The organism is Streptomyces luteolus (assembly GCF_029968015.1).
GTDB classification, from domain to species: Bacteria; Actinomycetota; Actinomycetes; order Streptomycetales; family Streptomycetaceae; genus Streptomyces; species Streptomyces luteolus.
Map to the genome: position 1 here is coordinate 25,565 of NZ_JASCIS010000050.1, position 16,048 is coordinate 41,612.

Sequence of the window (16,048 nt, forward strand, 5' to 3'; positions counted from 1 at the left end):
GGGGTCAGTGGTCGACGGGGCGTTGTCAGACCCCTGTGCCATGCTCGCAGACGTGGAGATCAGGTCCTTGAGCCCCGTGTTCGTCGGGCGCACCGGTGAGTTCGCCGTGCTGCGTGCCGCGCTTGCGCGTGCCGCCGCGGGCGAGCCGCAGTCGCTGCTGCTCGCGGGCGAGGCCGGGGTCGGAAAGACCCGGCTCGTCGAGGAGTTCGGCGCCGAGGCGCGGCGCGCGGGCGCCGTCGTCGCGGTCGGCGGCTGTGTGGAGATCGGCGCGGACGGGCTGCCGTTCGCCCCGTTCTCGACGGCGCTGCGCGCCCTGCGCGGCCTGCTGCCGGACGAGGTCGCGGCGGCCGCCGCGGGCCGCGAGGAGGAGCTGGCCCGGCTCCTGCCCGAGCTGGGCGAGCCGGGCAGCGCCCCGCCGCGCGGCAGCCGGCACGACGAAGAGGCGATGGCCCGCCTCTTCGAGCTGACGGTGCGGCTCCTGGAGCGGATCGCCGCGGAGCGCACGGTCGTCCTGGGCGTGGAGGACCTGCACTGGGCCGACGCCTCCACCCGCCACCTCCTCGCGTACCTGTTCCGTGCGCTCCGCGGCGGCCGCCTCGTCGTGATCGCCACGTACCGCGCGGACGACGTCCACCGCCGCCACCCGCTGCGCCCGCTCCTCGCCGAGCTGGACCGGCTGCGTACCGTCAAGCGGATCGAACTGCCCCGCTTCACCCGCGCCGAGGTCCGCCGCCAAGTCACCGGAATGCTCGCCTCCGAGCCGGACGAGGCGCTGGTCGACATGGTCTTCGAGCGGTCCGACGGCAACGCGTTCTTCGTCGAGGAGCTGGTCTGCGCGCGCGACGAGGACGGCCCCGGCACGCTCCCCGACTCCCTGCGGGACCTGCTGCTCGTCCGCGTGGAGGCACTGCCCGAGCAGGCCCAGCGGATCACGCGGACCGTCGCGGAGGGCGGCTCCACGGTCGAGTACGAACTCCTGGCCGAGGTCGCCCGGCTAGCCGAGGACGACCTCCTCGAAGCGCTCCGCGCCGCAGTCGGCGCGAACCTGCTGCTCGCCTCGGCCGACGGCGGCGGTTACCGCTTCCGGCACTCCCTGGTCCGCGAGGCCGTCAGCGACGACCTGCTGCCCGGCGAGCGCTCCCGCCTCAACCGCCGGTACGCAGAGGCGCTGGAGGCCGACCCCGGACTGGTCCGCGCGGGGGAGCGCGCCACCCGCCTGGCCAGCTACTGGTACGCGGCCCATGACGCGGCCAAGGCCCTGCCCGCCGTGCTGCACGCCTCGGTCGAGGCCCGCCGCCGGCATGCCTACGCCGAGCAACTCCGGCTCCTGGAACGGGCGATGGAGCTCTGGGAGGACGTGCCCGACGAGGTCCACGCCCGCCTGCGCCCCTCCGAGTTCACGGAAGGCTTCCGCCCACCGCTGTCCCCGCGGGACGGCCACGCCGCCGCCCCGGAGGCGGAGTCCGACGGTGCGAGCGGGCCGTTGCGCTACCTGGACCTCCTGGCCGAGGCGGTCGTGGCCGGGCGGCTGTGCGGCGAGCGCGAGACCGCCCTGAAGATCACCAAGCGCGCCCTGCGGCTGCTCGGCGACGACGGCGAGGCACTGCGCAGCGCCTGGTTCTGGACCCAGCGTTCCCGCCTGGTCTCCACGCTCGGCCGCGGCGACGGCCGGGAGGAACTCGCCCACGCCGAGGACCTGATGCGCGGACTGCCACCCTCCGTCGTGCACGCCGACGTCCTCACCCACCTCGCCTCCTGGCACTCGCTGCACGAACCGGGCCCGGAGGCCATCGCGGCCGCCGAGCGGGCCGTGCAGTACGCGCACATGGTGGCCGCCGAGGACATCGAGCTGAACGCCCGGCTCACCCGCGCGGGACTCCTCGTCGAGGCGGGCTCGGTGGAACCGGGCCTGGCGGAGATGTACGAGGTCAGGCAGCAGGCCGTCGAGCGCGGAATGATCGCCGACCTGGCCCGGGTGCACATCAACCTGCCATCCGCCCTGGAGGGCGTCGGCCGCTCTGCCGACGCCGTGCGCACCGCGACCGAGGGGATCGCCTTCTGCCGCGAGTTCGGTCTCCTCGACACCGAGGGCTGGGTCTGGGCCAACCTCGCCGAGTCGCAGATCTCCCTGGGCGGGTGGGAGGAGGCCCTGACCGCCGTAGAGCAGGCGCGTCGCAGCGCCCTCAGTGCCAAACCGCGCGGCTCGGCCGCCGAACGCGTCGCCCGCCTCGCCCTGTACCGAGGGGACCTCGCCACCGCGGGCCGTCAACTCGCCGCCGCCCACGAGCAGTACGGCACGTACGACCCGCAGCCGCAGTACGAACTCCCGCTGCTCACCATCGAGTTGGGCATCGCCGCCCGCGAGGGCCGCATCCTCGACCTCCGCGCCGGACTCCGTGAGCTCGCGGCCAGGGGACTCCCGCCCGGCACACAGCGGTACGGCTGGCCGCTCGTGCTCACCGCCACCACCGCCGAGGCCGACGCCCGCGGCCTGCCCGCCGCCGAGCCCGGCCGGGCCGAGGCCCTGGAGACGCTGCGTACGGTCCGCAAGTCCCTGGCGACGCCGGTGCCGGTGTGGTGCGCGCACGACCAGTGGGTCAGGGCCGAACTGGCCCGTGCCGAGAACGCGGACACCCCCGAGCACTGGGCGGAGGTCCTGGCCGCCTTCGAGGTCCTGGACCGGCCGTTCGACCTCGCGCAGGTGCGGCACCGCGCGGCCGAGGCCCTGCTCGCCGCCCGCCCCGACGACACCGCCCGGACGCACGCGGCGGAACTCCTGCGCCAGGCCCGCGCCACCGCCGAGGACCTGGCCGCCCGCCCCCTCGCCGAGGACGTCGCCCTGCTCGCCCAGCGTGCCCGGATACCGCTCACCGAGCCGGACCCGGGCGGACGGGCGGGAGCCCCGGGCGGCGCGGGGCCCGCCGACCCGGCCGGTGAGCTGGGCCTGACGAGCCGCGAGCGGGATGTGCTGCGTCTGGTCGCGCTCGGCCGCAGCAACCGGCTGATCGCCGAGGAGCTGTTCATCTCGCCGAAGACGGCCAGCGTCCATGTCTCCAACATCCTGGCCAAGTTGGGCGTCTCGGCGCGGGGTGAGGCGGCGGCGCTGGCGCATCGGTTGCGGTTGTTTCCGCCGGGGGCCTGAGGCGTTTTCCCCTCCCCGCCCCTTCCCGAAAGTCCTCAGCGGACGGCCCTCGGGGCTCCGCCCCCGGCCCCGGGTCCGTCGTTCGGCTGCGGCGCCGTCGTGGCTGGTCGCGCAGTTCCCCGCGCCCCTGAAGAACCAGCCCCTCCGGCAAGATCCAGCCGTCCGGCAGGGCTACTTCACCTCAAGCCGCAGCACCCGGTCGTCGCCCTCCTCCGGCTCGCCTCGGGTGTCCGTCTCGCTGGTCAGCAGCCACAGCTTGGCGCCGCTCTCCGCGACGACGGTGCGCAGCCGCCCGTACTTCTCCGTCAGGAACGCCTGCGGATCCGCCGAGGCCTTCGTGCCGTCCAGCGGGATGCGCCAGAGCCGTTCGCCGCGCAGGCCCGCCATCCAGATCGAGCCCTCGGCCCAGGCGATGCCGCTGGGGGAGGCCTCGTCCGTCCTCCACTGGGCGACCGGATTCACATACTCGGAATCCCCCCCGCCGCCCTCGCCCTTGCCCTCGACCTCGGGCCAGCCGTAGTTCCCGTCCGGCTTGATCAGGTTCAGCTCGTCCCAGGTGTTCTGCCCGAACTCGGCCGCCCACAGCCGCTGTTTCCCGTCCCAGGCGAGGCCCTGCACATTGCGGTGGCCGTACGAGTACACGAGTGAGTCGGACTCGGGGTTGCCCGGCGCGGGCCGACCGTCCGGTGTCATCCGCAGGATCTTGCCGCCGAGCGAGTCCTTGTCCTGCGCGAGGCCGGTGTCCCCGGTCTCGCCGGTGCCCGCGTACAGCATCTTGTCCGGGCCGAACGCGATCCGGCCGCCGTTGTGGATCGTGCCCTTCGGGATGCCCCGCAGCACCGTGTCGGGGGCGCCGAGCTGCTCGCCCGGGGGCTTCTTCTCGTCGTACAGCATGCGGGCGATGCGGTTGTCGGACGCGGTGGTGAAGTAGGCGTACACCATGTGGTCCGAGGCGTAGTCGGGGGAGATCGCCAGGCCCATCAGGCCGCCCTCGCCGCCAGGGGCGACGCCCGGTACGGAGCCGAGCTCGGTCTTCTTGCCGCTCTTGCCGTCGATCCGCGTGATCGTGCCCTCGTCCCGCGAGGACACCAGCAGGTCGCCGCCCGGCAGCGCCGCGAGGCCCCACGGCGACTTCAGGTTCTCGGTGAGCGTGCCCACCACCTTCACCTCGCCCTTGTCGGGCGGTACGGAGCCGGCGGTGGCGCGGTCCGAGGTCGAGGCCTTGCCGCCGGGGCTCGCCGCGCCGCTCCGCTCATCCGCCGGTCCGTCGCCGGTGCCGTCCCCGCCGCCGGAACACCCGGTCAGGAGCAGGGCGGACAGGGCCAACGCGGCCGCCACAGCTGGTCGTTGCACGACAGGCATCCCTTCGACGCGGACAGCGTGTTCATCCTCACCTGTTCATGTTCACCTGTTCCTACACCGCAGCAGCCGCGGAAGTCCCCCGCAACAGGAATCACGTACGGCGACCGGTGCACCTCGCTCCGCAGCCGCACCTACTCCCAGGAGCCCTCCCGGGGCTACTCCCAGGAGTCCTCCGCCAGCGGCAGCGCCGCCAGCTCCGTCAGGTCGCGGTGCGTCAGCCCGAGCTCGGCGGCCGCCGCGTTCTCCACCGCCCACCGCGCGCGCTTCGTGCCCGGCACCGGCAGCACGTGCGGACCCCGGGTGAGCAGCCAGGCGAGCGCCACCTGGGCCGGGGTGACCTCCGGGCCGTGGCGCTCGGCGACACGGCGCAGGCCCACCACGATCGACTGGTTCGACGCCATCGTCTCGGCCGTGAACCGGGGGTGCCGGGCCCGCAGATCGTCCGGCTCGAAGCCCTGCCCCGGCGTCAGCGTGCCGGTCAGGAAGCCGTTGCCGAGCGGCATCGCCGCGAGCAGCGCGACCCCGCGCGCCTCGCACCACGGCAGCAGTGTCTCCAAGGCCTCCGGCGACCACACCGACAGCTCCGCCTGGACGGCGCTGACCGGGAAGACCTGCTGGATCCGCGCCAGCTGCCGGATCGTTCCTTCGTACAGCGCCGCTCCGGGCCCGCGCCCTCGCGCGCCCCTGCGCGGCCCGGCTGCGGGCGTGCTCCGCTGCGCGCTTCGTTGCGCCCGCGCGCCCACGGCGCACAGCCCGAGCGTGCGCACCTTGCCCGCGGTGACGAGCTCCGCCATCGCGCCCCAGGTCTCCTCGATCGGCACCTCGGGGTCGGCGCGGTGCAGCTGGTAGAGGTCGATCACATCGGTCTGCAGCCGGCGCAGCGAGGCGTCGCAGGCCCGCTTCACATAGCCGGGCCGCCCGTTGGCCACGATGTGCTGCTCCCCCACGAGCAGCCCGCACTTGGTCGATACGAACGCGTCCGCGCGGCGCTCCTTCAACACCCGGCCGACGAGCAGCTCGTTGGTGAACGGCCCGTACATGTCCGCCGTGTCGAGGAGTCTCACACCGGCGTCGAGGGCGGCGTGCACCGTACGCAGGGACTCGCCCCCGCGTTGCTGCGAGCCGGTGTAGGCCCAGCTCATCGGCATGCAGCCGAGGCCGACCGCGCCCACATCGAGCGCCCCCGCGCCGATCGTCCTGCGCTCCACCTGCCCGTTCCTCCCCACGATACGAACCGCGCCCCAAACTAACGTCTGCGCCCCCGGGCACCGCGCTCAGCCCGCCCCCGACCACCCGAAACCGCCACCACGCGCGCGTGCGCCCAGCCTCAAAGCCGCCACCACGCGCGCGTGCGACCCGTCCCGAAACCGCCACCACGCGCGCGTGCGCCTAGCCTCAAAGCCGCCACCACGCGCGCGTGCGCCCGTCCTGAAACCGCCACCACGCGCGCGTGCGCCCAGTCTCAAAGCCGCCACCACGCGCGCGTGCGCCCGCCCTGAAACCGTCACCACGCGCGCGTGCGCCCAGCCCCTGACCCCGCCCGTACCGCATGCCGAACACCGTGTCCGCCCGTACGGGACCGGCGGTTAGCCTCCTCGGCATGACCGCACGAGACGTATGGATCCCCTTCGCGCCCGACACCGTCCCCGGACTTCCGGACGGGTTCGACTACCGGATCTGGGACGGCGAGGACGCCTTCCCGGCCGACCCCGCCGACTGCGCGTTCTACGTCGTGCCGTACATGAAGCCCGCCGAGGTCTGCGTCCGGCCGCTGTCCGAGATGACGTCCGTGCAGGTCGTGCAGACCCTCACCGCGGGCATGGACCACATGCTGCCCGGCGCCGCCGACCTGCGTCCCGGCGTACGGCTGTGCAACGCGCGCGGTGTGCACGAGGCGTCCACCGCGGAGCTGACGCTCGCGCTCGTCCTGGCGTCGCTGCGCGGCATCCCCGGATTCGTCGAGGGCCGGCGCAAGGAGGAGTGGCGCTCCGGCTTCTACCCGGCCCTGGCCGACAAGTCGGTGCTCATCGTGGGCTACGGGTCCATCGGCTCCGCCGTCGAGGACCGGCTCGCCCCCTTCGAGTGCGCGCGGGTCGTGCGCGTCGCGCGCTCCGCCCGCACCACGGAGCGCGGCCCCGTGCACCCGTTCGCCGAGCTGACCGCCCTGCTCCCCGAAGCCGACGTGGTGATCCTCTGCACGCCCCTCACCGAGCGGACGAAGGGCCTCGTGGACGCGAAGTTCCTGGCCGGGATGCGGGACGGCGCGCTCCTGGTGAACGTCGCGCGCGGACCGGTGGTCGACACCCAGGCGCTCCTGGCCGAACTGGAGAGCGGCCGGATCAGCGCGGCGCTCGACGTCACCGACCCGGAACCGCTGCCCGCCGGACACCCCCTGTGGCATGCTCCGAACCTTCTGGTGAGCCCGCATGTCGGCGGCAGCAGCTCCGCCTTCCTGCCGCGCGCCAAGAGGCTGCTCGTAAGGCAGTTGAACCGGTTCGCCGACGGTGATCCCGTGGACAACGTCGTACACATCACTAAATAAACGCCTCAACTGGGCCATTTCTCAAGGCCGTTGCGCACGCTCCGCCATCGCCCGCGTGCGCCCCGTGCTTGCATCGCCGCTGGTCGTCACGGAGCGTAGAGAGACTATGTCCCTGAGTGACGAGACTGGTGTATCGTCCCGACAGGGGCTGCGCCAGGCGGAGTTCGGCGCCGGGGAGACAGCAGAGGACGAGGGGGCGACGGGCGATGTACGGCCGATGGGCGAACACTCCGAAGCGGCACGGCCGCCGGCGGCGACCACCGCGCGTTCCACTGCCCGCGAGCGACCGCAGAGCGCTCCGCGGGGCACCGCCACGCACGAGGGCTCCCTACGCGCGAGCGCTGCGCGGCAGGACCGCGCCCGCCGGGGACGCGAAGGCCCGGTGGCCCCGCCCGAGGTGGGTGGCCCGGTGAACGCGCCGGGAGCGTGGCAGGTCCGCCTCCTCGACCCGCGCCGCAGCCAGCTGAACCAGCTGCTGCTCGCGGGCGTCTGCGCGGCGTACGCGGCGGGCTCCGCCGTCGGCTGGGGCTCGGCCGAACTCTCGTACATCATGGGCGACTTCGGCCTCAGCGCCGCCGCCGCCGTGGCCGCCGTGTCGTGCTTCCTCTACGCCCGCAGCAAGCACAGCCGCTTCCGGCCCGCCTGGCTGCTGTTCGGCATCTCCTCCGCGATGGCGGCGCTCGGCAACGCCGTCTGGGGCTGGTACGAAGTGGTGCTCCAGCGCCCCGTGCCGAGCCCGTGCCTCGCCGACCTGTTCTTCCTGTGCTTCGCGCCGCCCGCCATCGTCGGGCTGCTCGTGCTCGCCAAGCGGCCCGTCACGCGCGCCGGCTGGGTCTGCCTCGGCCTCGACTCCTGGCTGATCGGCGGCTCGCTCCTGACGCTCGCCTGGAGCCTGGCCCTCGCGCACACGGCCGAGTTCGGCGACCTGAGTGTCTCGCACGCCGCGCTGTCGCTCGCGTACCCACTGCTCGACATCGCGCTCGTCAGCATGGTCCTCGCCCTGCACTTCCGGCGCTCCGCGACCAACCGCTCCGCGGTGAACACGGCGATCGCCGCGATAGCCCTGACGGTGATGTGCGACGCCCTGTTCACCTCCCCGCTGCTGCGGGAGGCGTACCGCTCGGGCCAGATCCTCGACGCCGGCTGGTTCGCCGGCTCCCTGCTCCTCGCGTACGCCCCGTGGACCACCCCCCGCGAGCCGGTCGGGAGCGAGCCGGGGCCCGAGGCGCGACGCGCGGCGGACGCGACCGGACCGCGGCGCGGCGCCGGGCGCGGACCGCGGCCGATCGCGGGCTCGCTGGCCGCACTCACCCCGTATCTGGCCGCCGCCGTCTGCACGCTGGGGATTCTCTACAACACCCTGGACGGCCGCAGCGTCGACCGCGTCGTGCTCTTCACCGCCTGTACGGTCGTGCTCGCCCTGGTCGTGCGGCAGGCGATCATGCTGCTCGACAACATCACGCTCACCCAGGAACTCGCCCAGAAGGAGAACCACTTCCGCTCCCTGGTGCAGGGCTCCAGCGACGTCATCATGATCGCCGCCCCGAACGGCATCCTGCGGTACGTCAGCCCGGCCGCCGCCGGAGTCTGGGGCCGGGACGCGGACGAGCTGGTCGGCTCCGAGCTGGCCACGCTGATCCACCCCGCCGACCTCGGCCGCGTCGTCCACGAGATCCGCCGCTTCCTCGCCGTACGACCGCAGGACGAGCCGACCACGCGCATCGAGTGCCGCTTCCGCTCCGGCAGCGGCAGCTGGCTGAACGTGGAGTCGACCGTCAACAGACACCACGGCGGCCTCATCTTCAACAGCCGTGACGTGACCGAACGGGTGCGCCTGCAGGCCCAGTTGCAGCACAACGCCGAGCACGACCCGCTCACCGACCTGCCCAACCGCGCCCTGTTCACCAAGCGCGTCGCGGGCGCCCTCGGCGGCAGGCGCATCGGGGACCGCGGCACCGCCGTGCTCTTCATCGACCTCGACGGCTTCAAGGGCGTCAACGACACCATCGGCCACCAGGCGGGCGACGAACTCCTCGTCCAGGCAGCCCGCCGACTGGCCGAATCGGTGCGCTCCGGGGACACCGCCGCCCGCCTCGGCGGTGACGAGTTCGCGGCGCTCATCGTCGGCGACGGCACCCGCGACCGCGCGGCGCGTGAACGGCACATCTACGAGCTCGCGGACCGGCTCCGGCTCAGACTCTCCGAGCCGTACACCATCGACGGCCAGGAGGTGCGCGTGGCCGCCTCCATCGGCGTCTCCTTCGCCGAACCCGGCGTCACGGCGGGGGAGTTGCTGCGCAACGCCGACCTCGCGATGTACCGCGCCAAGGCCGCGGGCAAGGGCCGCGTCGTGCTCTACGCGCCCCAGATGCAGGCCGAGGTGGTCCGCAAGGCCGAGCTCGCCACGCGGCTGCGCAGCGCGCTGCACGAGGGCGAGTTCGCGCTGCTGCACCAGCCGGTGGTCTCGCTCGACTCCGGGGACGTCACCGCCGTCGCCGCGCAGGCCAGATGGCGCTCGGCCCAGGGCATCCTGTTCACGCCCGCCGAGTTCCTGCGCGTGGCCGACGACCACGACCGCGCCGCCGAGCTGGGCCGCTGGCTCCTGGAGGAGGCCGTCGAGCAGGCCGCCGAGCGCGGTCGCGCCGGGCACGCCGTCCCCGTGACCGTCCGGATGAGCGCGCAGCGCCTCCTCGACCGCTCCATGCCCCTCGGCTCCGTCGAGGCGCTCCTGACGCGGTACGGACTGCCCTCCGGCGCCCTCGTCATCGAGCTGGCCGACAGCGACCCGCGCACGCCCCTGGACGACCTGGAGCGGCGCCTGGCCGCACTGCGCAGGCTCGGCGTCCGGATCGCCCTGGACGGCCTGGGCACCGGCCACGCCGCGATCAACGCGCTGCGCCGGCTCCCCGTGGACGTACTGAAGCTGGACCGCTCCCTGGTCGAGGGTGTCGTCGAATCGGCCAGGCTGCACAAGATCACCAGCGGTCTCCTGCGCATCGCGGGCGACCTCGGCCTGCAGTCGGTGGCCGACGGCGTGGACCTTCCGGAGCAGGTCGTCGCCCTGCGCGAGATGGGCTGCACGCACGGCCAGGGCATGGCCTTCTCCGGGCCCCTCGACGAGCTCCGCCTGCGCAGTGCCCTCGTCGCGGGCGACTACGCGCTGCCGCAGGGGCCGGCCGAGCCGGTCTTCGTGGGCGGCGGGGTGATCGGCTCTACCAGAGACACCCGCTTGCGCTCACATAATGAGACGGCCGTCCCACCCACTTGACACATCCTGGGGGGTGGGGAGAGGGTCAATGCCATGCGCACCCGAATTCTCGTACTTGGAAAGCGCGTCGGCTAAGGCTGGGACTGCGGACACCGCAGAGATCTCAGCGCTACTGGCACCGACGCGCTCCCCTCGCTTGCCTCCGGGCACGAGGGGTTTTTTGTTGCACTGGCACCTCACATATCCTCGCAAAACACCCTCTTAGCTTCGAGAAGAGACGCCGATGACCGAGCAGGCCACCGGGGCCCATCCGCAGCCGCGGCCCCGACCCTCTGGACAGCAGACCGCCCCCGCCCAGCAGCTGACGGGTGCGCAGTCCCTCATTCGTTCTCTCGAGGAAGTCGGGGCCGAGACGGTATTCGGCATCCCGGGCGGCGCGATCATGCCGGCCTACGACCCGCTCATGGACTCCGCCAAGGTCCGCCACATCCTGGTCCGCCACGAGCAGGGCGCGGGCCACGCGGCCACCGGTTACGCGCAGGCCACCGGCAAGGTCGGCGTCTGCATGGCCACCTCGGGCCCCGGCGCCACCAACCTGGTCACCCCGATCGCCGACGCGCACATGGACTCGGTGCCGCTGGTCGCGATCACCGGCCAGGTCGCCTCGAAGGCCATCGGCACGGACGCCTTCCAGGAGGCGGACATCGTCGGCATCACCATGCCGATCACCAAGCACAACTTCCTGGTCACCAAGGCCGAGGACATCCCGAAGACGATCGCGGAGGCCTTCCACATCGCCTCCACCGGCCGTCCGGGCCCGGTCCTGGTGGACATCGCCAAGGACGCGCTGCAGGCGCGGACCACGTTCAGCTGGCCGCCGCAGGCCGACCTGCCGGGCTACCGGCCGGTGACCAAGCCGCACGCCAAGCAGATCCGCGAGGCTGCCAAGCTGATCGCCCAGGCCAAGCGGCCCGTCCTGTACGTCGGCGGCGGTGTGCTCAAGGCGCACGCCACCGCCGAGCTGAAGGTCCTCGCAGAACTCACCCGGGCGCCCGTCACCACCACCCTGATGGCGCTCGGCGCGTTCCCCGACAGTCACGAGCTGCACGTGGGAATGCCGGGCATGCACGGTGCGGTCACCGCCGTCACCGCGCTGCAGAAGGCCGACCTGATCGTCGCCCTCGGAGCCCGCTTCGACGACCGCGTCACCGGCAAGCTCGACTCCTTCGCCCCGTACGCGAAGATCGTGCACGCCGACATCGACCCCGCGGAGATCGGCAAGAACCGCGCCGCCGACGTCCCGATCGTCGGTGACGCCCGCGAGGTCATCGCCGACCTGGTCCTGGCCCTGCAGACCGAGCACGGCGAGGGTCACGTCGGCGAGGCCGCCCAGGACGGGTACGCCGCCTGGTGGGAGCTGCTCGACCGCTGGCGCGAGACCTACCCGCTCAGCTTCGACCTGCCCGAGGACGGCAGCCTCGCCCCGCAGCAGGTCATCCAGCGGATCGGCCAACTCGCCCCGGAGGGCACGGTGTTCGCGGCCGGCGTCGGCCAGCACCAGATGTGGGCCGCGCACTTCATCGACTACGAGAAGCCCGCCACCTGGCTCAACTCCGGCGGCGCCGGAACCATGGGCTACGCGGTCCCCGCCGCCATGGGCGCCAAGGCCGGCCGCCCCGATGCCCCGGTCTGGGCGATCGACGGCGACGGCTGCTTCCAGATGACCAACCAGGAACTGACCACCTGCGCCCTGAACAACATCCCGATCAAGGTCGCCGTCATCAACAACGGCGCCCTCGGCATGGTCCGCCAGTGGCAGAACCTGTTCTACGACGGCCGGTACTCCAACACCGTCCTGCACGCCGACGACACCGGCCACGAGAACACCGGCTCCCAGCTCGGCGCCAGCAAGGCCGCCCGCAAGGGCACCCGCGTCCCGGACTTCGTGAAGCTGTCCGAGGCCATGGGCTGTGTCGCGCTGCGCTGCGAGGACCCGGCCGAGCTCGACGCGGTCATCGCCAAGGCGAACGAGATCAACGACCGCCCGGTCGTCGTCGACTTCATCGTCCACGAGGACGCCCAGGTCTGGCCGATGGTCGCCGCCGGCACCTCCAACGACGAGGTCATGGCCGCCCGGGGCGTCCGCCCCGACTTCGGCGACATGGCAGACGACTGAGGCCCAAGAGAGCGAAAGAGAGACTCACGAGACATGTCCAAGCACACGCTCTCCGTCCTGGTCGAGAACAAGCCCGGTGTCCTGGCCCGGATCACCGCCCTGTTCTCGCGCCGCGGCTTCAACATCGACTCGCTCGCCGTCGGCGTCACCGAGCACCCCGACATCTCCCGCATCACCATCGTGGTCAACGTCGAGGACCTCCCCCTCGAACAGGTCACCAAGCAGCTGAACAAGCTCGTCAACGTCCTGAAGATCGTGGAGCTCGAGCCCGGCCAGGCCGTCCAGCGCGAACTCGTCCTCGCCAAGGTCCGCGCCGACAACGAGACCCGCTCGCAGATCGTCGAGATCGTCCAGCTGTTCCGCGCCAAGACCGTGGACGTCTCGCCCGAGGCGGTCACCATCGAGGCCACCGGATCCAGCGACAAGCTGGAGGCGATGCTCAGGATGCTGGAGCCCTACGGCATCAAGGAACTCGTCCAGTCCGGCACGATCGCCATCGGCCGCGGCTCGCGCTCCATCACGGACCGCTCGCTGCGCGCCCTCGACCGTTCGGCCTGACGCGCCGACGCGCCCCCGCGGCGCGCCTCTCGGATACCGAGACCCGACACCCTCTCACCCTGAGCCCGCCGTACGGTGGGACGCACCACCAGCACACATAGGAGATCTCCAGTGGCCGAGCTGTTCTACGACGACGACGCCGACCTGTCCATCATCCAGGGCCGCAAGGTCGCGGTCATCGGTTACGGCAGCCAGGGCCACGCCCACGCGCTGTCCCTGCGCGACTCGGGCGTCGACGTCCGCGTCGGCCTGCACGAGGGCTCCAAGTCCAAGGCCAAGGCCGAGGAGCAGGGCCTGCGCGTGGTCACCCCGTCGGAGGCCGCCGCCGAGGCCGACGTCATCATGATCCTCGTCCCGGACCCGATCCAGGCCCAGGTCTACGAGGAGACCATCGCCCCGAACCTGAAGGACGGCGACGCCCTGTTCTTCGGCCACGGCCTCAACATCCGCTACGGCTTCATCAAGCCCCCGGCGGGCGTCGACGTCTGCATGGTCGCCCCCAAGGGCCCGGGCCACCTGGTCCGCCGCCAGTACGAGGAGGGCCGCGGCGTTCCGTGCATCGCCGCCGTCGAGCAGGACGCGACCGGCAACGGCTTCGCGCTGGCGCTCTCGTACGCGAAGGGCATCGGCGGCACCCGCGCCGGCGTCATCAAGACGACCTTCACCGAGGAGACCGAGACCGACCTGTTCGGCGAGCAGGCCGTTCTCTGCGGTGGTACGGCCGCGTTGGTCAAGGCCGGTTTCGAGACCCTGACCGAGGCCGGCTACCAGCCGGAGATCGCGTACTTCGAGTGCCTGCACGAGCTGAAGCTCATCGTGGACCTCATGTACGAGGGCGGCCTGGAGAAGATGCGCTGGTCCATCTCCGAGACCGCCGAGTGGGGCGACTACGTCACCGGCCCGCGCATCATCACGGACGCCACCAAGGCCGAGATGAAGAAGGTCCTCGCGGAGATCCAGGACGGCACGTTCGCCAAGAACTGGATGGACGAGTACCACGGCGGTCTGAAGAAGTACAACGAGTACAAGAAGCAGGACTCCGAGCACCTCCTGGAGACCACCGGCAAGGAGCTGCGCAAGCTCATGAGCTGGGTGAACGAGGAGGCGTAAGCCTCAGGCGACAGGGCCGGAGCAGCTTGCTCCGGCCCTGTTGTCCAACCCGTCGCACACGGACGGGTGATCCCTTCCGCAGAGGCGCAAGACCACCTCCGCACCGGCACTAGACTGCCGTACTACATACGCGTCAGGCCCACAGCGTCGTGCGTCTTCCACGCGGCTTGCCCCTCCACCGCCTGCGGCCGTCGGGACGGCCGTCCGCAATGGACTTGTGAGGACACACGTGAGCTCGAACCCTGCCAAACCCGTCGTACTCATCGCCGAAGAGCTGTCGCCCGCGACCGTGGACGCGCTGGGTCCGGACTTCGAGATCCGGCAGTGCAACGGCGCCGACCGCGCCGAGCTGATCCCCGCGATCGCCGACGTCGACGCGATCCTGGTCCGCTCCGCCACCAAGGTGGACGCCGAGGCCATCGCCGCCGCGGGCAAGCTCAAGGTCGTCGCGCGCGCCGGCGTCGGTCTGGACAACGTCGACGTCTCCGCCGCCACCAAGGCCGGCGTGATGGTCGTCAACGCCCCGACGTCCAACATCGTCACCGCCGCCGAGCTGGCCTGCGGCCTTCTCGTCGCCACCGCGCGGAACATCCCGCAGGCCAACACCGCGCTGAAGAACCGCGAGTGGAAGCGCTCCAAGTACACGGGTGTCGAGCTGGCGGAGAAGACCCTCGGCGTCGTCGGCCTCGGCCGCATCGGCGTCCTGGTCGCCCAGCGCATGTCGGCCTTCGGCATGAAGGTCGTCGCGTACGACCCCTACGTCCAGCCCGCGCGGGCCGCGCAGATGGGCGTCAAGCTGCTCTCGCTCGACGAGCTCCTCGAGGTCTCCGACTTCATCACCGTGCACCTGCCGAAGACGCCCGAGACCCTCGGTCTCATCGGTGACGAGGCGCTGCACAAGGTCAAGCCGAGCGTCCGCATCGTGAACGCCGCGCGCGGCGGGATCGTCGACGAGGAGGCGCTGTTCTCCGCGCTCAAGGAGGGCCGCGTCGCCGGCGCCGGCCTGGACGTGTACGCCAAGGAGCCGTGCACGGACTCGCCGCTCTTCGAGTTCGACCAGGTCGTCTGCACCCCGCACCTCGGCGCCTCCACGGACGAGGCGCAGGAGAAGGCGGGCATCGCCGTCGCCAAGTCGGTGCGCCTCGCGCTCGCCGGTGAGCTGGTGCCGGACGCGGTGAACGTCCAGGGCGGTGTCATCGCCGAGGACGTGCGCCCGGGTCTGCCGCTCGCCGAGAAGCTCGGCCGGATCTTCACCTCGCTCGCCGGTGAGGTCGCCGTCCGCCTGGACGTCGAGGTCTGCGGCGAGATCACCCAGCACGACGTCAAGGTGCTCGAACTCTCCGCGCTCAAGGGCGTGTTCGAGGACGTCGTGGACGAGACGGTGTCGTACGTGAACGCCCCGCTGTTCGCGCAGGAGCGCGGCGTCGAGGTGCGGCTGACCACCACGTCCGAGTCGCCCGACCACCGCAACGTCGTCACGGTGCGCGGCACGCTGTCCGGCGGTGAGGAGATCGCGGTCTCCGGCACGCTGGCCGGGCCGAAGCACCTGCAGAAGATCGTCGCGATCGGCGAGCACGACATCGACCTGGCGCTCGCCGACCACATGGTGGTGCTGCGGTACGCGGACCGTCCCGGTGTCGTCGGCACGGTCGGCCGGGTGCTCGGTGAGGGTGGGCTGAACATCGCGGGCATGCAGGTGTCGCGTGCGGCGGCCGGGGGCGAGGCGCTGGCGGTCCTCACGGTGGACGACACGGTGCCGGCGCAGGTCCTGACGGAGCTGGCGGCGGAGATCGGCGCGACGTCGGCTCGGTCGGTGAACTTGTCGGAGTAGTGGGGGGAGTTGGCGGGGCTCGGGGTGCGGTTGCGCGCCTCGGGCCCCGCTTTCTTCTTCCCCACCCCGCCCCTTCCCGAAGTCCTCGCCGGACGGGCCTCCTCAAACGCCGGAGGGGC

At 72.1% G+C, this 16,048-nt stretch carries 9 protein-coding genes; 7 read left to right on the plus strand and 2 right to left on the minus strand.

Annotated elements, in window-relative coordinates:
• The first annotated feature begins 40 nt into the window (after nucleotides 1-40).
• The gene (locus tag QIT00_RS32585; protein ID WP_349017217.1) at nucleotides 41-3,142 is read left to right on the plus strand and encodes a helix-turn-helix transcriptional regulator; all 3,102 of its coding nucleotides are present in this window, start codon (nucleotides 41-43) and stop codon (nucleotides 3,140-3,142) included.
• Nucleotides 3,143-3,313: 171 nt separating this feature from the next.
• Here the strand turns inward: QIT00_RS32585 and QIT00_RS32590 are convergent, their stop codons facing one another.
• Nucleotides 3,314-4,504 (minus strand): PQQ-dependent sugar dehydrogenase, encoded by a 1,191-nt coding sequence (locus tag QIT00_RS32590; protein ID WP_282539069.1) that lies wholly within the window; start codon nucleotides 4,502-4,504, stop codon nucleotides 3,314-3,316.
• A gap of 155 nt (nucleotides 4,505-4,659) precedes the next feature.
• Nucleotides 4,660-5,712 (minus strand): aldo/keto reductase, encoded by a 1,053-nt coding sequence (locus QIT00_RS32595; protein WP_282539070.1) that lies wholly within the window; start codon nucleotides 5,710-5,712, stop codon nucleotides 4,660-4,662.
• A gap of 392 nt (nucleotides 5,713-6,104) precedes the next feature.
• Between QIT00_RS32595 and QIT00_RS32600 the strand changes: the two genes are divergently transcribed.
• The 6 genes from QIT00_RS32600 to serA all read left to right on the plus strand — a co-directional run bounded on the left by QIT00_RS32600 (nucleotide 6,105) and on the right by serA (nucleotide 15,929).
• Complete coding sequence (locus tag QIT00_RS32600; RefSeq protein ID WP_282539071.1) at nucleotides 6,105-7,046, plus strand: 2-hydroxyacid dehydrogenase; 942 nt, start codon at nucleotides 6,105-6,107, stop codon at nucleotides 7,044-7,046.
• A 409-nt stretch (nucleotides 7,047-7,455) separates the two neighbouring features.
• Nucleotides 7,456-10,314: a putative bifunctional diguanylate cyclase/phosphodiesterase gene (locus QIT00_RS32605; RefSeq protein WP_408909898.1), complete on the plus strand. Its 2,859-nt coding sequence runs from the start codon at nucleotides 7,456-7,458 to the stop codon at nucleotides 10,312-10,314.
• A 223-nt stretch (nucleotides 10,315-10,537) separates the two neighbouring features.
• Nucleotides 10,538-12,430, plus strand: a complete 1,893-nt coding sequence (locus QIT00_RS32610; protein ID WP_282539072.1) for an acetolactate synthase large subunit — start codon at nucleotides 10,538-10,540, stop codon at nucleotides 12,428-12,430.
• 33 nt (nucleotides 12,431-12,463) lie between these two features.
• Nucleotides 12,464-12,988 carry an acetolactate synthase small subunit gene (gene ilvN / locus QIT00_RS32615; protein ID WP_282539073.1) on the plus strand — a complete coding sequence of 175 codons (525 nt, stop codon included), beginning with the start codon at nucleotides 12,464-12,466 and terminating at the stop codon, nucleotides 12,986-12,988.
• A gap of 111 nt (nucleotides 12,989-13,099) precedes the next feature.
• Nucleotides 13,100-14,098: a ketol-acid reductoisomerase gene (gene ilvC, locus QIT00_RS32620; RefSeq protein WP_282539074.1), complete on the plus strand. Its 999-nt coding sequence runs from the start codon at nucleotides 13,100-13,102 to the stop codon at nucleotides 14,096-14,098.
• A gap of 229 nt (nucleotides 14,099-14,327) precedes the next feature.
• Nucleotides 14,328-15,929: a phosphoglycerate dehydrogenase gene (gene serA, locus QIT00_RS32625; RefSeq protein ID WP_282539075.1), complete on the plus strand. Its 1,602-nt coding sequence runs from the start codon at nucleotides 14,328-14,330 to the stop codon at nucleotides 15,927-15,929.
• The last annotated feature ends 119 nt before the right edge of the window (nucleotides 15,930-16,048 follow it).